General features: G+C 71.0%; 18 protein-coding genes. 10 read left to right on the top strand and 8 right to left on the bottom strand.

The genetic code is table 11. From position 1 onward, the window contains the following. Positions 1-47: 47 nt before the first annotated feature. Positions 48-1,979 (bottom strand): WD40 repeat domain-containing protein, encoded by a 1,932-nt coding sequence (locus M1L60_RS16550; protein WP_253238308.1) that lies wholly within the window; start codon positions 1,977-1,979, stop codon positions 48-50. A gap of 219 nt (positions 1,980-2,198) precedes the next feature. Here M1L60_RS16550 and M1L60_RS16545 point away from each other — a divergent pair, with 219 nt between their 5' ends. Further along, positions 2,199-2,363 (top strand): hypothetical protein, encoded by a 165-nt coding sequence (locus M1L60_RS16545; RefSeq protein WP_253238307.1) that lies wholly within the window; start codon positions 2,199-2,201, stop codon positions 2,361-2,363. 1 nt (position 2,364) lies between these two features. On the opposite strand, the gene M1L60_RS16540 is transcribed toward M1L60_RS16545, so the two are convergent. The 7 genes from M1L60_RS16540 to M1L60_RS16510 form a co-directional block, all read right to left on the bottom strand. Beyond that, positions 2,365-3,480, bottom strand: coding sequence for an acetate/propionate family kinase (locus M1L60_RS16540; protein WP_253238306.1), 1,116 nt, complete (start codon positions 3,478-3,480; stop codon positions 2,365-2,367). Continuing rightward, positions 3,477-5,549, bottom strand: coding sequence for a phosphate acetyltransferase (gene pta / locus M1L60_RS16535; RefSeq protein WP_253238305.1), 2,073 nt, complete (start codon positions 5,547-5,549; stop codon positions 3,477-3,479). Before pta ends, M1L60_RS16540 begins: the two co-directional genes overlap by 4 nt. Positions 5,550-5,619: 70 nt before the next feature. Further along, positions 5,620-5,796 carry a DUF6104 family protein gene (locus M1L60_RS16530; RefSeq protein ID WP_253238304.1) on the bottom strand — a complete coding sequence of 59 codons (177 nt, stop codon included), beginning with the start codon at positions 5,794-5,796 and terminating at the stop codon, positions 5,620-5,622. A gap of 58 nt (positions 5,797-5,854) precedes the next feature. Further along, entirely contained in the window at positions 5,855-9,592 is a 3,738-nt protein-coding gene (locus tag M1L60_RS16525; RefSeq protein WP_253238366.1) for a multifunctional oxoglutarate decarboxylase/oxoglutarate dehydrogenase thiamine pyrophosphate-binding subunit/dihydrolipoyllysine-residue succinyltransferase subunit, read from the bottom strand. 146 nt (positions 9,593-9,738) lie between these two features. Next, a complete protein-coding gene (locus tag M1L60_RS16520; RefSeq protein ID WP_253238303.1) occupies positions 9,739-10,560 on the bottom strand; it encodes an ABC transporter permease subunit in 822 nt (273 codons plus the stop codon). Continuing rightward, a complete protein-coding gene (locus M1L60_RS16515) occupies positions 10,557-11,477 on the bottom strand; it encodes an ABC transporter ATP-binding protein (RefSeq protein ID WP_253238302.1) in 921 nt (306 codons plus the stop codon). The genes M1L60_RS16520 and M1L60_RS16515 overlap by 4 nt, the downstream gene beginning before the upstream one ends. Positions 11,478-11,517: 40 nt before the next feature. Further along, positions 11,518-12,174 carry a hypothetical protein gene (locus M1L60_RS16510; RefSeq protein ID WP_253238301.1) on the bottom strand — a complete coding sequence of 219 codons (657 nt, stop codon included), beginning with the start codon at positions 12,172-12,174 and terminating at the stop codon, positions 11,518-11,520. A gap of 94 nt (positions 12,175-12,268) precedes the next feature. Between M1L60_RS16510 and M1L60_RS16505 the strand changes: the two genes are divergently transcribed. The 9 genes from M1L60_RS16505 to M1L60_RS16465 all read left to right on the top strand — a co-directional run bounded on the left by M1L60_RS16505 (position 12,269) and on the right by M1L60_RS16465 (position 23,285). Then, complete coding sequence (locus tag M1L60_RS16505; RefSeq protein ID WP_253238300.1) at positions 12,269-13,033, top strand: GNAT family N-acetyltransferase; 765 nt, start codon at positions 12,269-12,271, stop codon at positions 13,031-13,033. After that, positions 13,030-13,800: a lysophospholipid acyltransferase family protein gene (locus M1L60_RS16500; RefSeq protein ID WP_253238299.1), complete on the top strand. Its 771-nt coding sequence runs from the start codon at positions 13,030-13,032 to the stop codon at positions 13,798-13,800. Before M1L60_RS16505 ends, M1L60_RS16500 begins: the two co-directional genes overlap by 4 nt. A gap of 65 nt (positions 13,801-13,865) precedes the next feature. Beyond that, positions 13,866-14,579, top strand: a complete 714-nt coding sequence (locus tag M1L60_RS16495) for a response regulator transcription factor (RefSeq protein WP_221375767.1) — start codon at positions 13,866-13,868, stop codon at positions 14,577-14,579. A gap of 13 nt (positions 14,580-14,592) precedes the next feature. After that, complete coding sequence (locus tag M1L60_RS16490; protein ID WP_253238298.1) at positions 14,593-16,173, top strand: sensor histidine kinase; 1,581 nt, start codon at positions 14,593-14,595, stop codon at positions 16,171-16,173. A 39-nt stretch (positions 16,174-16,212) separates the two neighbouring features. Beyond that, a complete protein-coding gene (locus M1L60_RS16485) occupies positions 16,213-17,721 on the top strand; it encodes a S1C family serine protease (RefSeq protein ID WP_253238297.1) in 1,509 nt (502 codons plus the stop codon). 192 nt (positions 17,722-17,913) lie between these two features. Beyond that, positions 17,914-21,090, top strand: coding sequence for a cyclic nucleotide-binding protein (locus M1L60_RS16480; RefSeq protein WP_253238296.1), 3,177 nt, complete (start codon positions 17,914-17,916; stop codon positions 21,088-21,090). A gap of 39 nt (positions 21,091-21,129) precedes the next feature. Then, positions 21,130-21,345: a hypothetical protein gene (locus M1L60_RS16475; RefSeq protein ID WP_184955172.1), complete on the top strand. Its 216-nt coding sequence runs from the start codon at positions 21,130-21,132 to the stop codon at positions 21,343-21,345. A gap of 18 nt (positions 21,346-21,363) precedes the next feature. Beyond that, complete coding sequence (locus M1L60_RS16470) at positions 21,364-21,843, top strand: hypothetical protein (protein ID WP_253238295.1); 480 nt, start codon at positions 21,364-21,366, stop codon at positions 21,841-21,843. A gap of 47 nt (positions 21,844-21,890) precedes the next feature. Continuing rightward, positions 21,891-23,285, top strand: coding sequence for a chitinase (locus M1L60_RS16465; RefSeq protein WP_253238365.1), 1,395 nt, complete (start codon positions 21,891-21,893; stop codon positions 23,283-23,285). Positions 23,286-23,288: the final 3 nt, after the last annotated feature.

The following is a 23,288-nucleotide window of genomic DNA, read 5'->3' as shown; positions in this document are numbered from 1 at the left end:
GTGCCGGGCCTCGCACGAACGCAAGTGCGCGAGGCCCGGGCCGGGTGTCAGGTGGTGAAGATGAAGTACATGTACGGGGTGGCGGCCGGGTAGTTGAGGCTGTCGCCCGAGCGGCTCGGCTCGTAGCGGGCGCGGATGCGCAGTTTGCGGCCGATGTCGTCCGAGCCGTCGAAGGTGTTGGTGGCGTTGCCCGCCGGGACCAGCGTGGTGTCCCAGTAGCGCCAGGCGCCGCCGGTGTAGGTCTGGATCTCGACCACGACCTTGCGGTTGGCCGACGGGGTCAGGCTGGTGAAGAACATCGCCGGCCGCTTGGCCCGGTAGTGCAGGTAGTCGATGCCGTCGATCTTCGCGGTGCGGTAGGCGTTGGACTGGGTGAGCGAGATGTTCACCTTGACCAGTGCCACCGATTTGACGATCCGGGTCGCGTAGCGGGCGTCGCCCGGGAACTTGGCCGTCACGCTGGTGTTGCGGGTCAGGCGCAGGCTCGCCGCCAGGTCGCCCTTGCTGTTCACCGTGCCCCGCTTGAGCAGGCGGGGAGCCTGGTCGGTGCCGTACGGGTCGGCCCAGAGCTCGACCGTCCGTCCCGTGTGCGTTGCGCCGAGGTGGGCGGTGAACGTGACCGTGGCGCCCTGGTTGAAGATCTTGTTGTGCTGGTTCAGGGTCAGCGCCGGCATGACGCGGGAGACCTGGACCACCTTGTTCACGGTGACGGCCGCGTGGTTGACGCCGCCGCGATAGGTCAGCCGATAGGTGACCGGGCCGCCGGTCGACGGGGTGTCGGTGATCGTGAACTTGCCGCCGGCGTCGATCTTGCGGGTCATCAGGACGGTGCCGGCCGGCTTGGTCAGATCGAGCCGGGTGACCGCCACCGGCGTGCCCGCGTGCAGCGGCACGGTCGACCTCAACGTGCCCGTGATGGTCAGCAGCTTGGCCCGGGGCGCCGTCGCCGGGGCGGTCACGGTGAGCGTCGGCATGGTCTTGCGGGGCTCGGTGAAGGTGCGCAGCGTGTACTCGCCGGCGGTGCTCTTCGAGACCGCGAAGAGCCGGGAGCCCTTCGGTTCCCAGGCGACCGTGCGCGGCTGCAGCTCGTCGGTGGCGGGCAGGTCGTACGGCCGGATCTTGGCGCCGCTCGCCGTGAAGATGTGCAGATCGGGCCGGCCGGCGGCCACGCTGCCCCCGGCGACCGTGCCGTCGAGCGCGATGTCGACCGCCTGCGCGTTCGGCTCGATGGCCAGGGTCTTCTTCGCCGCCAGATTCGTGATGTTCCGCAGCGTGACGACCGATTCGCCCGGGGCCACGGTGGCGATGGTCTCGCCGTCCGGAGAGAACTCGAGATCGGCCACCTCGCCCGTGGTCGCCACGGTCGCGACCGGCTTGACCGTTTCGCCGGAGACGTCGTACGTCGTGAGGCCGGTCGACGACGCGACCGCCAGCAGGTTCGGGGCCGCGGCGGAGAAGGCGAGCCGGGGTTGCCGGCCGATCCCGCCGTCGACCGGCTTCACCTCGGCACTCGAGGCGGGGACGGTGGGATCGATCACGCCGAAACCGTCGGCTTGGGCATACCAGAGCTTGCCGGCGGCCACGGCCAGGTCCGGGGCGCCGATGACCCCCGTGTAATGGGTGCCGGTCGCGGCCATCGTGCCGGGGTCGAGCACGACGACCTGCGCGACTTCGGGAGCACCGTCGTTGTCGGGGCTGGAGACGGCGTACAGCTGCTTCGAGTCGGCGGAGAGCGCGAGCGCCCCCGGCTTCTCCAACTCGTAGGTGGCGACGACCTTGCCGTCGTACGTGGTGGAGACGACCTTGCCGCCGGCGGGGTCGCTGACGAGCACGCGCTGATGCGCGCCGTCCACGACCACGTCGCCGACCGACCTGATCGGCAGGGCCTGGCTCGAATCGGCCAGGGCCGGGATGGTGACGCCCACCGCCACGGCCACGCCGGCGGCCAGCACGATCACCGGCAGTTTCCTCGTACGCACTGACTTCTCTCCCGCGGATGGCAGCGAACCGACGACCGCGCGAACCGTACATCGAAGATCAACTAGAGGCACTCCGCCGAAAGGACGAGCCCGTACCGACGGGTCAGGGCCGGGCGGCGCTCCCACGATGGGGTGAATTCGCGCCGACCGCGATGTTCGTCCTGGTAGGAGGGTGGACGAGGGCCGCGCCACATGCGCGGTTTCGCTATGGTCGTGCGCATGTCTGACAACAGCGTCGACCCGAGCGGCAACACCGAAGCGTTTCGGGCCTTCACTCACAACACCCCGCAGGAGCCGGCGACGGCCTCGAAGACCCCGCTGATCGTCGGCGGTGTCGTGGTCGCCGTCGTGCTGGTCGCCCTGATCGCCTGGCTGGCTCTCTGAGTCAACGGGGGAGAGACAACGCCGTCCGGGACTGGTCGGCGATCTCCAACTCCTCGTCGGTGGGGATCACACAGACGGGGATGCGGGCGCCGGGCGGAGAGATGATCTCTTCCCGGCGCTCGTTTCTTTCCGGGTCGATCTCGATGCCCAGCGGCTCGAGCCCCGACAGCGAGGCGGCGCGCACCGCGGCCGCGTTCTCGCCCACGCCCGCGGTGAACGTGATCGCGTCGACCCGGCCCAGCACGGCCAGGTACGAACCCACGTACTCGCGGATGCGGCGGCAGTAGACGTCGAACGCCAGGGCCGCGTCGGCATCGCCCGCCGCGCGGCGTTCCAGCACCGTACGCAGGTCGTTGGCCCCGCTCAGGCCGAGCAGCCCGCCGTGCCGGGTCAGCGAGTTCTCGATCTCGTCGAGCGGCAGCCCGGCCACCCGGTGCAGGTGGAAGATCACCGTCGGGTCGATGTCGCCGCTGCGGGTGCCCATGACCAGGCCGGGCAGCGGGGACATGCCCATCGAGGTGGCGACGCTGCGGCCGCCCTCGACCGCGCACGCGCTGGCGCCGTTGCCCAGGTGCAGCGTGATCACGTTGGTCGACGCCGGGTCGCGGCCCAGCACCTCGGCCGTGCGGCGGGAGACGTACGCGTGGGAGGTGCCGTGGAAGCCGTAGCGCCGGATCTGCCACCGCTCGGCCAGCGACCGGTCGATGGCCCAGGTCACGCCCTCGGGCGGGATGGTGGCGTGGAACGCCGTGTCGAAGACGGCCACCTGCGGCACGTCGGGCAGCAGCTTGCGGGCGACCTCGATGCCGGTCAGCGCGGCCGGGTTGTGCAGCGGGGCCAGCGGCACCAGCGTCTCGACCTGGGCCACGACCCGGTCGTCGATGACGGTCGGGCCGGTGAAGTCGGGGCCGCCGTGCACCACCCGATGACCGACCGCGGCCAGGCCGGACAGGTCGGTCTCGTCCATGATCCCCTGCAGCGCGGCCCGGTGGTCGTTCACCTCGCCGCCGCTCTCGCCGATCCGCTCGACCAGGCCTTTCGCGACGGTCGCGGAGCCGTCGAAGAGGCGGTACTTCACCGAGGACGAGCCGCTGTTGAGGACGAGGACCCGGCTCATCGGGCGGCCGCCTGGATCGCCGTGATGGCCACCGTGTTGACGATGTCTTTCACCGTGGCTCCTCGGGAGAGGTCGTTGACCGGCCGCCGCAGACCCTGCATGACCGGGCCGACGGCGACCGCGCCGGCCGACCGTTGCACGGCCTTGTAGGTGTTGTTGCCGGTGTTGAGGTCAGGGAAGATCAGCACCGTGGCCTGGCCGGCCACGTCGCTGCCGGGCAGCTTGGTCGCGGCCACGGCCGGGTCGACCGCCGCGTCGTACTGGATCGGGCCCTCGACCGGCAGGTCGGGCCGTCGTTCGCGGACGAGAGCGGTGGCCGCGGCGACCTTTTCCACATCGGCCCCGGCGCCGGAGCTGCCGGTCGAGTACGACAGCATCGCCACCCGGGGCGCGATGCCGAAGGCCGCGGCCGTGTCGGCCGAGGAGAGCGCGATGTCGGCCAGCTGGGCGGCGTCGGGGTCGGGGTTGACCGCGCAGTCGCCATAGACGAGCACCCGGTCGGCCAGCAGCATGAAGAACACGCTGGACGCCACCGACACCCCGGGCACGGTCTTGATGATCTCGAAGGCGGGCCGGATCGTGGCCGCCGTCGTGTGGTTGGCCCCCGAGACCATGCCGTCGGCCAGACCCTCGGCCACCATCAGCGTGCCGAAGTAGTTGACGTCGCGGACCACGTCGTAGGCCAGGTCGAGCGAGACGCCCCGCTTCTTGCGCAGCTCGGCGTAGCGCTCGGCGAAACCGTCGCGCAGCTCGCTGGTGGCCGGGTCGACCAGCCGGGCCGCGCCGATCTCGACCCCCAGCTCACGGGCCCGGCGGTTGATCTCGTCGGGGTCGCCGAGCAGGGTGAGGTCGGCGACGCCACGGCGCAGCAGGGTCTCGGTGGCCCGCAGGATGCGCTCGTCGGTGCCCTCGGGCAGCACCAGGTGACGGCGCTCGGCGCGGGCCCGGTCGATCAGGTCGTTCTCGAACATCAGCGGCGTGACCCGGCTGGAGCGGGCGACGTCGAGCATCCGGGCCAGCTCGGCGGTGTCGACGTGTTCCTCGAAGGCGCCCAGCGCGGCCTCGACCTTGCGCGGGGTGCCCATGCCGAGGCGGGCCTGGATGTGCGAGGCGGCGGCGATCGTGTGGTAGCTGTCGGCGTCCACGACCAGCATGGCCAGGCCGGTGTTGAGACGCTCGATCACCCGTACGACGCGGGGGTCGGGCCGCTCGTTCAGCGTCAGCACCAGGCCGGACAGCGTGACGTTGCCCGCGGCGTGGGCAGCGCTCGCGGCCAGCAGCAGATCGGCCCGGTCGCCCGGCGTGATCATCAGCGCGCCGTCGGTCAGGTGGTCGAGCACGGCCGGCACGTGGGCGGCGCCGACGACGTAGTCGAGCACGTCCCGGTCGAGCGCGCCGTCGCCCCCGGACACGATCGTGGCGTCCAGCGCGGCGGCCACCTCGGCCACCGTCGGCGCGGCGATCGCGGCCACGGCGGGGATCGACCACATGGGCACGGGCAGGCCGGGGTCGGGCGCGAGGCCCTCGGCGACCCGGTTGGCGACCACGGCGATGACGGTGGCGTCGAGGTCGACCAGCGAGTGGTACGCGCTGCGGGCGGCGGCCGCCAGCGATTCCGACCCACGGCCGTCACCGCTGATCACGGGCACCACGACGCTGCCGAACTCGGTGGCCAGCCGGGCGTTGAAGCCCAGCTCGCGCGGGATCTCGTCGCGCTCCTTGGCCCCGCCGGCGGTGAAGTCGCTGCCGATCACGACCACGGACGCGGCCTGGCGCTCGACCTCGCGGTAGCGCTCGACGATCCGCGAGATCAGCTCTTCCCACTTGCCGTCGGCGACCAGCGCGCTCGCCTCGGCCATGGTCACGCCGTACGAATCCGCGTAGGGCGCGACCACCGGATAGCGCTTGGTCAGGAGGGTCAGCAGGGAATCGTCGCCGTCGCCGGAGACCAGCGGGCGGAACACCCCGATCCGCGCGACCTGCCGCGACAGCAGCTCGACCAGACCGAGTGCAACTGTGCCCTTGCCGACCCCGGGGCCGAGGCCCGCCACATAAACGCTTCGTGCCACGGCTTCAACGTACCCGCCACGGAATGCCGCTACCGGGCCGAAAGTCCTGACTCCGGATGACGGAAGGCCCCTATTCCTCGTCCTCGTCGTCGCGGGCCAGCCAGGTTGCGAAGCGCTCGATCGGCGTCTCGAACTCGGGGTTCTGGTCGACGAAGGTGCGCAGCTGGTTGGCCAGCCACTCCAGGGTCACGCTTTCCTCGCCACGCCGGTCGGCGAGTTCCTCGATGCCACGGTCGGTGAAGTACATGCCCGGATAGTAAGAGGGGGCGCCCCGCCGCAGCGGAGCGCCCCCTCTCAACGTGCGATCACGGACGCGGCAGCGCGGCCTCGATCAGCGCGGCCTGCTCGGCCTCGTGCATCTTGGCCGAACCGACGGCCGGGGCCGCCGCGGCCGGGCGCGAGATGCGCCGCAGCCGGACCCCCTCGAGGTGCTCGAGCAGGTTGAGCGCGACGAACGACCAGGCGCCCTGGTTGGCCGGCTCCTCCTGCACCCAGACGAAGTCCTCGGCATTCGGGTACTGGGCCAGGACCGCCTTGAGCTCGCTCACCGGCAGCGGGTAGATCTGCTCCATCCGGACGATCGCCGTGTCGGTGATGCCCCGGTCGGCGCGGGCCTGGAACAGGTCGTAGTAGACCTTGCCCGAGCAGAGCAGGACCCGCTTGACGCTGCCCGCGTCGAGCGGCGTGCCCTTGACGCCGGCGTCGCCGATCACCGGCTGGAACGTGCCCTCGGTGAAGTCGGCGACCGACGACACCGCGAGCTTGTGGCGCAGCAGCGACTTGGGCGAGAAGACGACCAGCGGCTTGCGCTTGGTCGACAGGGCCTGGCGGCGCAGCAGGTGGAAGTAGTTGGCCGGGGTCGTCGTGTTGGCCACGCGCATGTTGTCCTGCGCGCACAGCTGCAGGAACCGCTCGGGCCGGCCGGAGGAGTGGTCGGGACCCTGGCCCTCCTGGCCGTGCGGGAGCAGCAGCACCAGCGACGACTGCTGGCCCCACTTGACCTCGCCGGACGAGATGAACTCGTCCACGATCGACTGGGCGCCGTTGACGAAGTCGCCGAACTGAGCCTCCCACAGCACGAGCGCCTCGGGGTTCTCGACCGAGTAGCCGTACTCGAAGCCCATCGCCGCGTACTCGCTGAGCAGCGAGTCGTGGACGAAGAAACGGGCCGTGCCGGTGGTCAGCGTGCTCAGCGGCAGGAAGTCCTTGCCGGTCTTGGCATCGACGACCGAGGCGTGCCGCGAGACGAACGTGCCCCGGCGCGAGTCCTGACCGGCCAGCCGGACCGTGACGCCCTGCTGCAGCAGCGAGCCGAACGCGATCAGTTCGCCGAAGCCCCAGTCGATGCCGCCGTCGGTGCTCATCTTGGCCCGGCGCTCGAGCAGTTGCTGCACCCGCTTGTGCGGGGTGAAGCCCTCGGGCAGGTCGACGTGGGCCTGGCCGACCGCGTGCACGGCGGCCGCGTCGATCTTGGTCTCGACCTCGGGCTCGGGCTCCTCGCTGATGACCCGGGGGCGGGGCGGGGTGCCGGCCGCGTCGCGGGTCGCCTTGAAGACCTGCTCGAGCTGGGACTGGTAGTCGCGCAGCTGCTCCTGGGCGTCGTCCACGGTGATGTCGCCGCGGCCGATCAGCTCCTCGGTGTAGAGCTTCCGCACCGAGCGCTTCTGGTCGATGATCTCGTACATCCGGGGGTTGGTCATCGACGGGTCGTCGCCCTCGTTGTGACCGCGGCGGCGGTAGCAGACCATGTCGATCACGACGTCCTTGTTGAACGCCTGGCGGTACTCGAAGGCCAGCTTCGCGACCCGCACGACGGCCTCGGGGTCGTCGCCGTTCACGTGGAAGATCGGCGCCTGGATCATGCGGGCGACGTCGGTCGAGTACATCGACGAGCGGCTGTATTCCGGGGCGGTGGTGAAGCCGACCTGGTTGTTGACGATCACGTGGACCGTGCCGCCGGTGCGGTAGCCGCGCAGCTGCGAGAGGTTGAGCGTCTCGGCCACCACGCCCTGACCGGCGAACGCGGCGTCGCCGTGCACCAGCAGCGGCAGCACCGTGTAGCCGTGCAGGCCGAGGTCGAGCCGGTCCTGCTTGGCCCGGACGATGCCCTCGAGCACGGGGTCGACCGCCTCGAGGTGGGACGGGTTGGCCACCACGCTGACGGTGGTGGCGTGCTCGCCGTCGGGCGTCGTGTACTTGCCGGTCTGGCCCAGGTGGTACTTGACGTCGCCGGAGCCGTGGGCCGACTTCGGATCCATCTGACCCTCGAACTCGTTGAAGATCTTTTCGTACGGCTTGGCCACGATGTTCGCGAGCACGTTGAGCCGGCCGCGGTGGGCCATGCCGATGACCATCTCGTCCAGACCGGCCTCGGCCGACGACTCGAGCACGGCGTCGAGCAGCGGGATCAGCGACTCGCCGCCCTCGAGCGAGAACCGCTTCTGGCCGACGAACTTGGTCTGCAGGAACGTCTCGAACGCCTCGGCCGCGTTCAGCCGGTTGAGGATGTGCTTCTGCTCGTCCGAGTCGGGCTTGGTGTACTTGATCTCGATGCGGTCCTGGATCCAGCGGCGCTCTTCCGGGCCCTGGATGTGCATGTACTCGATGCCGACGCGGCGGCAGTACGTGTCGCGCAGGACGCCCAGCACCTCGCGCAGCTTCATGCGCTGCTTGCCGGCGAAACCCCCGACCGGGAACGTACGGTCGAGGTCCCACAGCGTCAGGCCGTGCTGCAGCACGTCGAGGTCGGGGTGGCGGCGGATCTCGAACTCGAGCGGGTCGGTGTCGGCCATCAGGTGGCCGCGCACGCGGTAGGCGTGGATCAGCTCGACGACCCGGGCCGCCTTGTCGATCTGGCCCTCGGACGTGCGGGCGACGTCGCGGACCCAGCGCACCGGCTCGTACGGGATGCGCAGCGAGGTGAAGATCTCGTCGTAGAACCCGTGCTCGCCGAGCAGGAACTCGTGCATCGCCTTGAGGAACTCGCCGGACTGCGCGCCCTGGATGACCCGGTGGTCGTAGGTGCTGGTCAGCGTGGTGACCTTGCTGATGCCGTGCTCGGACAGGGTCTCGTCGCTCATGCCGGCGTAGGGGGCCGGGTATTCCATGGCGCCGACGCCGATGATCGCGCTCTGGCCGCTCATGAGACGCGGGATCGAGTGGACCGTGCCGATGCCGCCCGGGTTGGTCAGCGAGATCGTCGTGCCCGAGTAGTCGTCCATGGTCAGCTCGTTGCGGCGGGCGCGACGCACGACGTCCTCGTAGGCCTGCCAGAACTTGCGGAAGTCCATCGTCTCGCAGTTCTTGATCGACGGCACGACGAGCGCGCGCGAGCCGTCCTTCTTGGCGAGGTCGATGGCGATGCCGAGGTTGATGTGCTCGGGCTGGACCAGGGCCGGCTTGCCGTCGACCTCGGCGAACGAGTTGTTCATCTCGCGGTGCTGCACGACCGCGCGGACCAGCGCCCAGCCGATCAGGTGGGTGAAGCTGACCTTCCCACCGCGCCCGCGGGCGAGGTGGTTGTTGATCACGATGCGGTTGTCGACCATGAGCTTGGCCGGGACCGCGCGCACCGAGGTGGCCGTGGGCACCTCGAGCGAGGCGTCCATGTTCTGCACGATCTTGGCGGCGACGCCGCGCAGCGTGGTGACCTTGGCGCCCTCGGGGGCCTTCCCGTTCGCGGACGGGGCGGGCTTGGCGGCGGCCGGCGCGGGCTTGGCAGCCGGCGCCGGCTTGGCCTCGGGCTGCGGCGAGGCAGGCTTGGCAGCGGGAACAGTCGGCTTGACCGGTGCGACCGTGGAGGCCGCGGGGGCATCCGTGCCGGCCCGCGCCGCCGAGGCGGTGGCGTTGGCGGCCTTCGCCTCGTCGGGCGTCACGATCGAACCCGTGGCCATCGCGGGCTTGTAATCGGCGAAGAAGTCGTGCCAGGCCGGGTCGACACTGTTCGGGTCGGCCAGATAGCGCTGGTACATCTCGTCGACGATCCACTCGTTGGGACCGAAATCCGCGAGTGGGTTCTCGTGCGAAGTCTGCTGGGTCGACACTTCCGTGTTCGCCTCTTTCACCTTTTGATCGGCGTCACATGGGACGGGAAAGACTCCCGTCCAGGCTACGCCGTGTGTGAGAGAGGACTCCTAGCGAGTCGTCTTCAGTCGGGTCTCGGGTGGCGGGCGGGGCGGTTGGACGGCCGCTAGCTGATGTCGCGGCGCTTGGTCAGCCAAGTGCCCAGAATGCCCGTCACCGCCGCATATCCGATCAACACGACGGCGCCGACCCAGCGCGGGGGCGTGCCGGGCAGATCGGTGCCCGAGATCATCAGCTGGGACGCGCTCGTCGGCACCAGCACCTGCAGGTTGTTGATCCACTCGGCCACGTATTCGCTGAGCAGGAAGAAGACCAGCCCGATGGCCGAGGTGCCGACCACGTAGGTGATGGCCAGGACCAGCGTGGCCGCGATCTGGCTGCGGATCAGCACGCCGGCGCCCACGCCCAGGATCGCCCACAGCACGAAGGCCAGGGCGTTGAGCCCGATCGCGCGCCACACCGCGGGCTCGCCGAGCTGGCTCGACAGGTCGAGCGCGCTCATGATCGGCGGCACCACGATGAGATTGAGCACGGTGGTGAACAGCCAGACGATCAGGCCGATCACGATGGCGGCGCCGAACTTGGCCAGGATGACCGACTCGCGGCGCGGGGTGGTGAGGAACGTCGTGGTCGCCGTGAGGTGGAAGAACTCACTGGTCACGATGATCGCCGACAGCAACAGGACGATCAGCACGCCCATGTACTGACCGCTCGTGTACAGGTTGGTGGCGACATTGATCGGCTCGAGCGAGGCCTCGAGCTGCGCGGTCTGAGTGTCGGACACCGCGGCGTCGTCGGGCACCGAGATGTTGGAGTTGGCCCAGTTCAGCAGCACGCTGGCCGCGTACAGGGGAACCAGGACGATGGCCATGATCCACCACAGCGAGGTGGTGCGGACCTTGAACAGCTCAGCGTTGACCAGACTCATCGGATGCCCGCCTTTCCGGCCGTCAGCTGCAGGAAGACCTGTTCGAGGTCGCCGCGTTCGGTGGACAACTCGTGCAGTTCGACCCGCGCCGTGAAGGCGGCGTGGCCGATCGCAGCCGCCTCGACGCCGTGCACCACCAGACTGCCGTCGGCGCCCGGGGTCACGGTCGCGTTGAGCTCGGAGAGCGCGGCCGTCAGTTCCTCGGCCTGCGGGGTGCGCACCCGCACCTGCACGCCACCGCTGAGATCGCCCAGCACCTCGTCGACCGGGCCCTGCCGGATCAGCTTGCCCGCCGCCACGATCACCACGTCGTCGGCCAGCAGCTGCATCTCGCCCAGCAGGTGGCTCGAGACCAGCACCGTGCGGCCCTGGGACGCGAGCGCCTTGAGCAGGTCACGCATCCAGCGGATGCCCTCGGGGTCGAGGCCGTTGGCCGGCTCGTCGAGGATCAGCACCTTGGGGTCGCCCAGCATGGCCGCGGCGATGCCCAGCCGCTGCCGCATGCCCAGCGAGTAGCCCTTGAACTTGCGGTTGGCGGCCGGGGTCAGGCCGACCATCTCGAGCACCTCGTCGGACCGGGTGTCGGGCAGGCCCGCGGCGCGGCAGATCATGCGCAGGTGGTTGCGGCCGGTGCGGCCGCGGTGGGCGCTCGACGCCTCGAGCACCGCGCCGACCTCGCGGACGGGGTCGGACAGGTCGGTGTATTTCCGGCTGCCGAAGGTGGCGGTGCCCGCGGTCGGCGTGACCAGGCCGAGCAGCATGCGCAGCGTGGTCGTCTTGCCGGCCCCGTTGGGCCCGAGGAAGCCGGTGACCCGGCCGGACCGGACCTTGAACGAGAGGTCGTCCACGGCTCGCAGTTTCTTGTACTGCTTTGTCAGGTGTTCGACCACGATCTCGTCGGTGCCGGGCGCGCTCATCGGAGCAGCTCCTTCCCCGTTTCGGTGAAGGGACAACCTACTAGGTCGTGGCGATCCACGTGGCCCGGGCGGTGGACAACGGCGAGCCGTCCGGCCCGTAGATCGTCGAGAGCACCATCGCCTTGCGGCCCGAGAACCCGGTCGCCTCGCCCATGATCACGCAGGTCGACCCCGGTTCGGGCAGTGCCGTGGTGGTGGCGGCGATGCGGCCGAGCACGTACGTGCGCCCGTTCTGCAAAGCTGTCCAGCCACCGGGACAGTCGAGCGCGGCCCAGACCACCGGCAGGTCGACCTCGGCCGGGACGGTCCAGGGGGCGGCCGTACGCCCGTCGGGCAGCGGGCCGGGGAAGATGCGCAGACCGTCGGGCCGGTCCGTGCCGCACACGTAGCAGGTGGGGAACGGATGGCGGGTGAAGCCGGCGTACGCCTCGGCCGCGCGCACCGCCTCCGGCAGGGGCACCGAGGCAGCGTACGAAACAGGTTCTGATGTTTCCGCGACTGTCGCGACCAGCGTCTCGCCGTCGTGCACCGCGCCGTCGGCGAAAGTCAGCTCGGTCTCGAGCGGCGGCGGCACCCGCAGGGTGACCTCGAGCGCCGGCCCACCCACCTCGGCCCCCGCGGCGACCGCGAACGCCCCCGCCGACCACCCACCGTTCCCGGTCGACGGCGGCCCGTTGAAACCCTTGGGAATCAGCATGTCCGGAAGGCTCGCACAAGCCGTTCATTTCACGGTCATGAATCGCCTCCTGGCGCGACATTCCATCGGCAGCTGTCGCCCTTACACAGATCACATGGCTGTTCTGCTGACTGCCGCCGCCCCCACCGGGACCAGCGGCTACTCCCTGCTCATCGCCGAGGACCAGAGTCAGGTCGCCGCCGCCCAGCGGTTGCGCCACGACGTCTTCGCCGGTGAACTCGGCGCCACGCTGTCCGGCGCCACCCCCGACGGACGCGACGCCGACGACTTCGACGACTACTGCGACCACCTGATCGTGCGCGACGACGCGACCGGCGACGTGGTCGGCACGTACCGGATGCTTCCGCCCAAGGCCGCCGAGCGGGCCGGGCGGCGCTACGGCGACGGTGAGTTCGACCTGAGCCCGCTGCGCCCCCTGCGCGACCAGCTGGTCGAGACCGGCCGCTCCTGCGTGCATCCCGACCACCGCAGCGGCTCGGTGATCAACCTGATGTGGGCCGGCATCGCCCGCTACATGCACCTGAACAACCTGCGCTGGCTCGGTGGCTGCGCCTCGGTGCCGCTGGACGACGGCGGCGTGACCGCGGCCGGTGTCTGGGCCCGGGTGCAGAACAAGCACCTCGCCCCGCCCGCCCTGCGGGTCACACCGCGCCGGAACTGGCTGGCCGAGAGCGATGTCGTCGGTGACCCCAAGACGCAGCCGCCGGCCCTGCTCAAGGGCTATCTGAGGCTGGGCAGCTGGGTCTGCGGCGAGCCCGCTTACGACCCGGAGTTCGACTGCGCCGACTTCTATGTGCTCTTCTCGATGGACCGGCTGGACCCGCGGTACCGCCGCCACTTCCTCGGAGCCACCCGATGATCGCCGCGCTGTGGCAGCCGGTCTCCGGCTGCGGCCCGCACTGCCGCGAGGCGGCCGGGCGCCGGGCGTTCCCGGGTGTCGGCGCCCTGCGGATGATCCTGCTGGCTTTTGTCCTTATCGGGGGCCTGCTGCTGGCGCCCGTGCTGCGCGGGCTGGCCCTGCGGGGCGTGGCGCGCGCGATGCTGGCCGTGCTCGGCATCCGGCTCGTCCGGCGCGGTCCGGCCCTCAAGCCGGGCAGCCTGCTGGTGGCCAACCACGTCTCCTGGCTCGACATCCTGGTGCTGACCGCGGTCACCCCGGTCCGCCTGGTGGCCAAGGGCGAGGTCGGTACGTGGCCGGGCATCGGGCTGCTGGCCGGGCTGTCGGGCGCGATCTTCATCGACCGGGCCCGGCCCAAGTCGCTGCCGGTCACGGTGGCCGAGGTGGCTGCGGCGCTGCGCTCGGGCCGCACGGTCGCCGCCTTCCCTGAGGGCACGACCTTCTGCGGTACGAACCAGGGCCGCTTCCGTCCGGCCTTGTTCCAGGCCGCGGTGGACGCGGGCGCGCCCGTGGTGCCGGCCTCGATCCGCTACGACTCGACCGCGGCCGCCTTCATCGGCGACGACACGCTGGTCGACTCGGTCCGCCGGGTGGCCGCGCTACGGTCGCTGACGGTGACCCTGGTCACCGCCCCGGCTCTGCGCCCCGAACCCGGCGCCGACCGCCGCCTGCTGGCCCGCGCCGCCCAGGCGTCGATGGGCGGCTCGGCCTACCGTCTGGCCGCCTAGCGGCTTACAGAAAACTTTCAGGCAGCGTGCAGGCAAGCAACAGCGCGCTGATAAACAATGGCGTCATGGCCGCTCAGACCCAGCCCAAGCAGAGCGAGGCGAAACTGCTCGTCGTCGAGGACGACGCGAACATCCTCGAGCTGCTCTCCGCCAGTCTCCGCTTCGCCGGCTTCGACGTGAGCACCGCGACGAGCGGCAGCGCGGCGGTCAGCGCGGCGAAGAACACCACTCCCGACCTCGTCGTTCTCGACGTGATGCTGCCCGACCTCGACGGTTTCGAGGTCATCCGGCTCATGCGCGAGGGCGGCCAGCGCACCCCCGTGGTCTTCCTGACCGCCCGCGACGGCACCGACGACAAGATCCGGGGCCTCACGCTGGGCGGCGACGACTACGTCACCAAGCCGTTCAGCCTCGAGGAGCTCACCGCCCGCATCCGGGCGGTGCTGCGCCGCACCACCCAGGGCGACGAGGAGCCGTCCCGCCTGGTCTTCGCCGACCTCGAGCTCGACGAGGAGACGCACGAGGTCTACCGCGCGGGCCAGCGCGTCCAGCTCTCGCCGACCGAGTTCAAGCTGCTGCGCTACCTCATGCTCAACGCCAACCGGGTGCTCTCCAAGGCGCAGATCCTCGACCACGTGTGGAAGTACGACTTCCGGGGTGACGACAACATCGTCGAGTCCTACATCTCGTACCTTCGCCGCAAGGTCGACAACGTCCAGCCGCGGTTGATCCACACCCTCCGCGGCGTCGGCTACGTGCTGCGCAAACCCGCCGTCTGAGCCGGCCGCGACCGTGACGCTCACCGAGCGGGTTCGCAACTCGATCCCGCCGCAACCCAGCCTGCGCAAGGTCTCGCTGCGCATCAAGCTGGTGGCGTCCGTCCTCATCCTGGTCTTCGCCGCGCTCACCGCGATCAGCGCGGCCAGCACGTACGCGCTGCACAACTACCTGCTCGACCGGCTCGACACGTCGCTGAGCATCTATGCCGAGACGATCGCCAAGGCGCGCTACGGCTCGAAGATCCCGGTGCCGGGCGACTTCTACGTCTCCACCTCGTCGGTCTGGGGCGTCCGCTCCGACCAGCCGGTCGTGGGTGACGGCTCGCTCAAGCCGGAAGACCTGCCGCCGCTGGTCAAGGGGCTCGACGAGGTCAACGCCGTGCTCGGCGAGCCGTACACGGTGCGCTCGCCCAGCGGCAACGTGCACTGGCGCGTGGTGGTCGTGGTCGACGAGAACACCCAGGTCATCCAGGTCGCCGAGAAGCTGTCGGTGATCGGCCTGGCCGTCAACCAGATGGTCTGGGTCGACCTGCTGGTGGGCGTGGGCGTGCTGATCGCGCTGGCCTCGATCGGGGCCGCCATCGTGCGCCAGAGCCTGGTCCCGCTGCTGCAGATCGAACGCACGGCGGCCGCCATCGCGGCCGGCGACCTGACCCAGCGGGTGCCCGACCCCGAGGCCCGTGAGGGTGAGCCCACGACCGAGCTGGGCCGCCTGGCCAAGGCCCTCAACGCCATGCTGGCCCAGATCGAGGCTGCCTTCAGCGCGCGCGCCCAGAGCGAGTCGGCCGCGCGCGAGGCCGAGGCGGCCGCGGTCGAGGCGGCCGACGCGGCACAGCTCTCCGAGGCCCGGGCGGTGCGCTCCGAGGGCAAGATGCGGCAGTTCGTGGCCGATGCTTCGCACGAATTGCGTACGCCGCTGACGACCATCCGCGGCTTCGCCGAGCTCTACCGCCAGGGCGCGGTGACCGACCCCGAGGACGTCGTCCGCCTCGTCCGCCGGATCGAGGACGAGGCCGCCCGCATGGGCCTGCTCGTCGAGGACCTGCTGTTGCTGGCCCGGCTCGACCGTGAGCGCCCGCTCAACCTGGGCCCGGTCGAGCTGCCCGTGCTCGCCCTCGACGCGGTGCAGGCGGCCGAGGCGACGGCCCCCGAGCGCACGATCGAGCTCGAGGTGCGCGACCAGCCCGAACAGCTCGTGGCCTGGGGTGACGACGCCCGGCTGCGCCAGGTCATCGGCAACCTGATGACCAACGCGCTGGTCCACACCCCGCCCGACGCGACGGTGACGCTGCGGCTCTATGCCGAATCGGACGACCGGGCGGTGGTCGAGGTGTCCGACACCGGGCCCGGCCTCTCCGAGAAGCAGCGGGCGCACGTGTTCGAGCGGTTCTACCGCGCCGACGAGGCCCGCACCCGGCACACCGACCGGGCGGCCACCGGCACCGGTCTGGGGCTGGCCATCGTGGCCGCGATCGTCCGGTCGCACCAAGGAACCGTCGAGGTGATCAGCGAACCGGGGCAGGGCGCCACGTTCCGGGTCACTTTGCCTACGCTAAATCCCGACAAAGGGTTTTCAGAAAACATCCAGGGCTAGCACAGGTCGGTACGAGGCCAACGGGGCAAGGTGGGGGACATGAACGAGAACGAGACCGACCCGCGACCCGCGGACGCCTCCTCCGAGAGCAGCAGCCCGCAGCGGGGACAGTCTGAGGAGCCGACCGCCGCGCAGCCGGCAGTCCCGCCGGCCCCGCAGCCCGCCCCGCCGCAGGCTCCTCACTGGGGGCCGCCGGCGTCCGCCGCCCCCCATTCGGGCGTTCCGCAGTCCGCCACCCCCTACTCGGGCGCACCGCAGTGGCAGCCGCAGCAGCCGCAATCGCCCTGGCAGCAGGGCCAGGCCTACGGCCAGCAGCAGCCGCACCCCGGCTTCCACCAGCAGGCGTACGGCCAGCAGGCCGGCTACGGCGCCTGGGCGCCCGGCGGCACCACCCAGACCCTTCCGGGCTCCGACGGCCAGCCGATCTGGGCCGCCCCGGTCGACCCGCAGCAGCAGCCCCGTGGCAACGGCCGCGGCCGCAAGATCTTCGTCGCCGGCGCCGCCGCCGTGCTGATCGCGCTGGGCGCGGGCGGCGTCGGCGCGGCCACGGCGCTCGCCTTCAACGACGGCGGCAGTTCCCCCTCGGTGCAGACCGGCAACTCGTCGGTGACCCGGGTGGTCGACCGCTCGTCGCTGGCCCAGATCGCCGAGGCCGTGCAGGACAGCGTCGTCTCGATCACCACCGGCAGCGGTGAGGGCTCGGGCGTGGTCATCTCGACCGACGGCTACGTCGTCACCAACAACCACGTGGTGGCCACGGCCCAGGGCGACAAGGTGACCGTGATCTTCGCCGACGGCAAGAAGGCCGAGGCCACCATCGTCGGCACCGACCCGCGCACCGACCTGGCCGTCATCAAGACCTCCGGCCTGTCCGACCTCAAGGCGGCCACGTTCGGCAGCAGCGCCAAGATGCAGGTGGGCGACACGGTGCTGGCCATCGGCAGCCCGCTCGGCCTCGAGGGCTCGGTCACCGCCGGCATCATCAGCGCCAAAGATCGCACCATTCAGGCCGGCAGCCAGGACGGCGAGCAGCAGAGCCCGTTCGGCAACCAGCAGCAACAGCAGCAGGGCGGAGCCCAGTCGATGTCCGGCCTGCTGCAGACCGACGCGCCGATCAACCCCGGCAACTCGGGCGGCGCCCTGGTCAACACGAACGGCGAGGTCATCGGCATCAACTCGGCCATCGCCACCTCGGGCAGCACCGGCAACATCGGCCTGGGCTTCGCGATCCCGAGCGACAAGGCCAAGCAGGTGGCCGACGACCTGATGGCCGGCAAGAAGGTCAGCCACCCGGCGCTGGGCGTCAGTGTGACCCCGGCCGAGAACGGCGGCGCGCTGGTCAGCAGCGTCACCCCCGGCAGCGCGGCCGCCGCGGCCGGCCTGCAGCAGGGCGACGTGGTCACCGCGGCCGACGGCAAGACCATCGGCGACTCCGACGACCTGGTGGCGGCGGTCCAGTCCGGCACGGTCGGTCAGAAGATGACCCTCGACTACACCCGTGACGGCGAGAAGAAGCAGATCACGGTGACTCTGGCCGAGGCCAAGTAGAGCTTTTCCCTCCGCTACGGCGGGTGGCGCGGCAAGGGGGTTGCCGCGCCACCCGCCGTACGTTTGTCCGGCGTCATTTGCCGAATCACCAACAAAACGGTGCAAAGACCCGCGGGGGACTCGCCATCGGGCTTCCCGAGCGCCTAATCTGCCATTCGCATCGGCGCTCCCCCCGGCACTGAGAGGCACCAGTTGACGTACGTCGAGAACCGGATGAACGTCTGGGAGGCGCTGTCCGGTCGCGCCCCGGGTGAACCGTCCGGCCCGGCGGATCCCGGGCTGTGGGGAGCGGTCGTCGACCGGCTCAACCCGGCGAGCGCGCGGCCCGTCCTGCGCGCCGGGGTCGAGTACGTCCAGCTCATCGACGCCCGCGGCGGCGACTACATCATGCTGCGCTCGCCCGAGGACGGTGAACGCGCCAGCTACCTGCGGCTCACCCCCGAGGAGTGGGAGCTCGCGCTGCTGATGGACGGCGAGCACACGGTGGCCCGGCTGGTCGCCGAGTTCGCCCGCATCGCCGGCCGGCTCGCCCCCGACCAGGTGCGCCGGGTGGTGGCCGACCTGGCCGGTCACCGCATGCTCGACGAACTGCCGATGGACGCCTTCCGCCCGCTGGAGGAGCTGGCCCGCCGCCCGCTGCCGGAACGCGTCGGCAACTCGCTGCTGGCCGCCGCCCGCGGCCGCCGCATGCTCCTGGTCAACGTGGACGGCCTGGTCACCGCGCTCTACCGGGCCGGCGGCCGGCTGTTCTTCAACAAGGTCGCGGCCATCGTCACCGCCGTGCTCGCGCTGGCCGGCTTCGGGCTCTTCGTGGCCACCTGGACGCGGGGCAGCCGCTCGCTGTTCCTCACCGGTGACTCCTACGTGGCCGGCGCCCTCACCCTCGTGCTGCTCAACCTGGTCGTGGTCGGCGTCCGCGAATGGGCCCGGGCCATGGCGGCCAAACACTCCGGCCGTGAGGTGCCGGCCGCCGGCTTCCTCGTCTGGTTCGGCCTGCCCTCGCTGTTCGTCGACACCAGCGACGTCTGGATGGCCGGCCGCCGCGCCCGCATCCTGGTCTCGGCGGCCGGGCCGCTGAGCGCGCTGTTCCTCGGCGGTCTGGCCCAACTGGCCGGCCTGGCCCTGCCCTCGGCGGCCGACCTGGCCTTCAAGCTGGCCTTCCTCTGCTACCTGAGCGCGTTCGTCCACCTCAGCCCGCTGCTGCCGCTCGACGGGCAGTACCTGCTGATGAACTGGCTCGAGGTGCCGCAAGTCCGCAACCGGGCGTTGGCCTGGGTCAGCGGGCGGCTACGGGGCCGTCCGCCGCGCTGGGGCACCCTCGACCGCGAGGGCCGGCTCATCGCGCTCTACGGCTTCCTGGCTGTGTGCTGGCTCGCCGTGGGCGTCAACGTGGCCGTCCGGCTCTGGGAGGACAGGCTCTCCGGCCTGGCCACCGGGCTCTGGCACGACGGCCCGCTCGGCATCCTGTTGCTGCTGGTGATCGTGCTCGGCCTGGCCGCGCCGGTCGTCTACTTCCTGCTCGGCCGGCTCACCAAATGGTGGGCCACCTCGCGGCTGCGCCGGGCCGAGAACGACCGCGAGGCCGACAGCCCTCGCCGCCTGGCCGCGCTGCGCGCCTCGGAACTGGGCGGCCTGCCCGAGCCGGCCCTGCAGGGCCTGGCCTCCCGGGCGCGCTGGGTGCACCCGCCGACCGGCCGCCGCATCGTCGACGCCGGCGGCGCCCAGCAGGCCGTCTTCGTGGTCGTCGAGGGCGCCCTGGAGGCGCGCCGCCCCGGCGACCCGCCCGGCACGATCCGCCACCACGTCGGCCCCGGCGCCGTCGTCGGTCTGGTCAACGCGATCACCGGCCGGTCCACCCAGCTCGACTGGCACACCGCCGGCACCACGCTGCTGTCCATCCCGGCCGCGACCGTGGCCACCGTCGTCGGGCCGCTGCCCGGCCCGCCCCCGCACGACCGGGTCGAGGCCGAGGCGCTGTTCGCCGACACCCCCGCGCTGGCCGGCCTCGCGGTCGACCAGCGCCTGGCCCTGATCGCCTCGGCCCACCCGGTCGACCTCGACCCGGGCGCGCCGGTCATCCTGCCCGGACCGACCCACGCCGTGGTCGTCGAGTCCGGCGTGATCGCGCTGCCCGACGGCGTCGAACTGCGCCGGGGCACGCTGGTCGGCCCGGTCGGCGACGGTAGCCCCGGCATGGTCGCCCAGACCATCACGCCCGTACGCCTGTGGGTCGTGCCCGACGCCTCCGACCTGCCGCCCCTGGTCGGCGCCACCCACCGGCCGGGCTCGCCCATGCCGGTCGTCTCGGGCAAGGGCGCGCTGCGACCCGGTTCCCCCGGCGGTGGCTCGTACCCGCCGCTCAACCTGCCGCCCGGCCCGCCCGACGGCGGCGGCAACCCCGAGGCCGACAAGCGCTTCGAACGGGGCCTGACCTGGCTCACCGTCGTCGTGCTGACCACGGCCCTGTTCCTCACCGGCCTGTCGTTCCGCCCCGGCCCGGCCTGGGCCGAGATGCCCGCCAACCGGGTGCTGCTGACGATCGACGGCGGCCTGGTCACAGCTTCCCTCGACGGCGCGCCGCAGAACCTCGCGGACGGCGCTCGGCGCTACCTCGACCAGGGCGAGACGATCGAGGTGTCGCCCCGGGCCACGGCCACCCTGACCTTCCCGGGCGGCGCGACGGCGCTGCTCTGCGCGAACACCCGGGTCGGGGTGGGCACGATCAGCACCGGCGGCGGGCGCGACCAGGCGCCCAGGGCCACCCTCTCGCTGCAGTCGGGACGGTTGCTGGCCGGCACGGGCAGCACCAGTGGCGCGTACAAGCCCCTGGCGCTCACCGTCGACCGCAGCGCCGGCTCGGTCACCAACAACGGCGCGGCCTGGTATTCGGTGGAGCCGGAAGCGCTCACCGTCGCGCGGGGCACGGTCGCCGCCGACGGCACGGCCGCTCAGCCCGCCGGCGGCCAGCTCGCCTGCGCCGACGGGAAGCCGGTCGAGGCGCCCGCCTCGAGCAGCCCCGAACCCGAGGACACGTTCGAGCCCCTACCGTCCGATTCGGAATCGATCAATCCGTCGATCGTCCCGAGCGCCACGGCCCCGACGAGCGATAGTGTAGTCACACCGTCACAGACCGCTGACCCCGGCGACGACGACACCGAGCCGACCCGTAACCCCACCACCCGGCCGACCTTCCGGCCGCCGACGACGACCCGGCCGTCCACGGCCCCGGCCACCACGCCGCCCCCGTCGCCCCGGCCGACGCCCACCCCCGACCCGACGACCGCGCCGCCCCCGCCGACCACCACCGCCCCGCCGGCCACGACACCGCCGCCCGACATTCCGGAGTCGAGCCCGACCGACGACGAATGACCGGGGGCGCACCCCCGTTGTCCTTCGTCAGGAGGTTCGATGCTCTGCTGGTTCTGCGCCGAGTCGGCCCGGGCGAGCTGCCGCTTCTGCGGCCGCGGCGTCTGCGCCGAACACGCCCGGTTCGGTCCCTACCTGTTGCAGGTCAGCCGGTCCGAGACGAGGCGGCGGGCCGAGGCGCTGGTGGTCGACGACGCGGTGCAGTGCGGCACCTGCCGGCCCCGGCCCCACGCGGTGGCGATGCCGGAACTGGACTGAGGGCCGTACCGTCAGTGCATGGTTCGACACGACGGCGAGAACAATCTGGGCGTGTGGTCGGAATTCGGCACGGTGGCCGGCATGGTCGCCGACCGCACGGCGGAAGACGTCACCGCGGACGGGCCCGGCGCCGCGCAGAGCGGCTTCGGTGACCGCCCCGACCTCGACGGCCTGCCCGACATCACGGTGGGCGCCACGATCGCCGAGGCGGCGGTCGGCCTGGCCCCGCCCGAGGGCTACGACAACACGGTCGACGCCGACGGCGACGGCACCGACGAGGACGCGATCTACCTGGGCCGAGCCGACGGCGGCGTCGACATCCTGGTCGACGTGAACGGCGACGGCGCCGTCGACTTCGTCGGCACCGACGTCGACCTGGACAACCGCGTCGACTTCGCCGACTACGACAAGGACCGCGACGGCGTCTTCGAAAAACGCATGTTCGACGACGACGGCGACGGCTTCCTCGACCGCGCGGAGTTCCTGCCCGGCAGCTGACCTCGTACGCTATTTACAAATAAACTTAACAGTATTCATACTTGGCTATGCGCCGATCGATGATCTTCGCCATGGCCGCGGTGCTTGCGGCTGGTGGCGGCACTGTGTACCTCGCTTCCAGCGCCAGCGCGGCGGCCGCCTGCGCGCCGGCGTGGAGCTCGAGCGCCGTCTACGTCAAGGACAACAGCGCCTCGCAGAACGGCCGCAACTACACCGCCAAGTGGTGGACGCAGAACGAGTCGCCGTCGACCCACAGCGGTCAGTGGGACGTCTGGATCGACAACGGGGTCTGCGGCGGCACCACACCCCCGACCACCCCGCCGCCGACCACGACGCCCCCGCCCAGCACCCCGCCGCCGACCACCCCGCCCCCCACGACGCCCCCGCCCACGACGACGCCGCCGCCGAACACCGGCCTGCCCAAGCGTGCGCTCATCGGCTACCTGCACTCCAGCTTCGCCAACGGCTCCGGCTACGTGCGGATGGCCGACGTCCCCGCCAACTGGGACATCATCAACCTGGCCTTCGGCGAGCCGACCACGGTGACCTCGGGCGACATCCGGTTCACGCTCTGCCCGGCCGCCGAGTGCCCCGGCGTCGAGAGCAAGGCCGACTTCATCGCCGCGATCCGGGCCAAGCGCAACGCCGGCAAGAAGGTGCTGCTCTCGATCGGCGGCCAGAACGGCCAGGTCCAGCTGACCACGACCGCCGCCCGGGACAAGTTCGTCAGCTCGGTCAGCGCCATCATCGACGAGTACGGCCTGGACGGCGTCGACGTCGACTTCGAGGGCCACTCGCTCTCGCTCAACACCGGTGACACCGACTTCAAGAACCCGACCACCCCGGTCATCGTCAACTTGATCAGCGCACTGAGAAGCCTGAAGGCCCGCTACGGCTCGAACTTCGTGCTCACCATGGCCCCCGAGACATTCTTCGTGCAGCTCGGCTACCAGTACTACGGCTCGGGCCCCTGGGGCGGCCAGGACCCGCGCGCCGGCTCGTACCTGCCGGTCATCCACGCGCTGCGCAACGACATCACCGTGCTGCACGTCCAGGACTACAACTCGGGCTCCATCATGGGCCTGGACAACCAGTACCACTCGATGGGCGGCGCCGACTTCCACATCGCCATGACCGACATGCTGCTGGCCGGCTTCCCGGTCGCCGGCAACACCGCCAACGTCTTCCCCGGCCTGCGCGAGGACCAGATCGCCTTCGGCGCCCCGTCCTCGGTCAGCGCCGGCAACGGCTACGTAGCCCCCTCCGCGATCCAACAGGCCGTCAACTGCCTGATCCGCAACATCAACTGCGGCTCGTACACCCTGCGCAGCGGCACCAACCCCAACTTCCGCGGCCTGATGACCTGGTCGATCAACTGGGACAAGTTCTACAACTACGAATTCCAGAACCAGAACGGCGCCTACCTCAAGGGCATCGCCTAAAGA

This window comes from Paractinoplanes aksuensis, assembly GCF_024137025.1.
GTDB classification, from domain to species: Bacteria; Actinomycetota; Actinomycetes; order Mycobacteriales; family Micromonosporaceae; genus Actinoplanes; species Actinoplanes aksuensis.
The sequence above is the reverse complement of the archived record's forward strand: the minus strand, read 5'-3'. Positions and strand labels throughout refer to the sequence as shown.

Excerpts from the sequence above, each read along its gene's own strand:
- M1L60_RS16500 (WP_253238299.1), top strand. The coding sequence starts at position 13,030 with ATGATCGCCGCGCTGTGGCAGCCGGTCTCCGGCTGCGGCCCGCACTGC.
- M1L60_RS16520 (WP_253238303.1), bottom strand. The coding sequence starts at position 10,560 with ATGAGTCTGGTCAACGCTGAGCTGTTCAAGGTCCGCACCACCTCGCTG.
- M1L60_RS16540 (WP_253238306.1), bottom strand. The coding sequence starts at position 3,480 with ATGAGCCGGGTCCTCGTCCTCAACAGCGGCTCGTCCTCGGTGAAGTAC.
- M1L60_RS16470 (WP_253238295.1), top strand. The coding sequence starts at position 21,364 with ATGGTTCGACACGACGGCGAGAACAATCTGGGCGTGTGGTCGGAATTC.
- M1L60_RS16495 (WP_221375767.1), top strand. The coding sequence starts at position 13,866 with ATGGCCGCTCAGACCCAGCCCAAGCAGAGCGAGGCGAAACTGCTCGTC.
- M1L60_RS16505 (WP_253238300.1), top strand. The coding sequence starts at position 12,269 with ATGGCTGTTCTGCTGACTGCCGCCGCCCCCACCGGGACCAGCGGCTAC.
- M1L60_RS16465 (WP_253238365.1), top strand. The coding sequence starts at position 21,891 with ATGCGCCGATCGATGATCTTCGCCATGGCCGCGGTGCTTGCGGCTGGT.
- M1L60_RS16485 (WP_253238297.1), top strand. The coding sequence starts at position 16,213 with ATGAACGAGAACGAGACCGACCCGCGACCCGCGGACGCCTCCTCCGAG.
- M1L60_RS16545 (WP_253238307.1), top strand. The coding sequence starts at position 2,199 with ATGTCTGACAACAGCGTCGACCCGAGCGGCAACACCGAAGCGTTTCGG.
- M1L60_RS16515 (WP_253238302.1), bottom strand. The coding sequence starts at position 11,477 with ATGAGCGCGCCCGGCACCGACGAGATCGTGGTCGAACACCTGACAAAG.
- M1L60_RS16475 (WP_184955172.1), top strand. The coding sequence starts at position 21,130 with ATGCTCTGCTGGTTCTGCGCCGAGTCGGCCCGGGCGAGCTGCCGCTTC.
- M1L60_RS16530 (WP_253238304.1), bottom strand. The coding sequence starts at position 5,796 with ATGTACTTCACCGACCGTGGCATCGAGGAACTCGCCGACCGGCGTGGC.
- M1L60_RS16510 (WP_253238301.1), bottom strand. The coding sequence starts at position 12,174 with ATGCTGATTCCCAAGGGTTTCAACGGGCCGCCGTCGACCGGGAACGGT.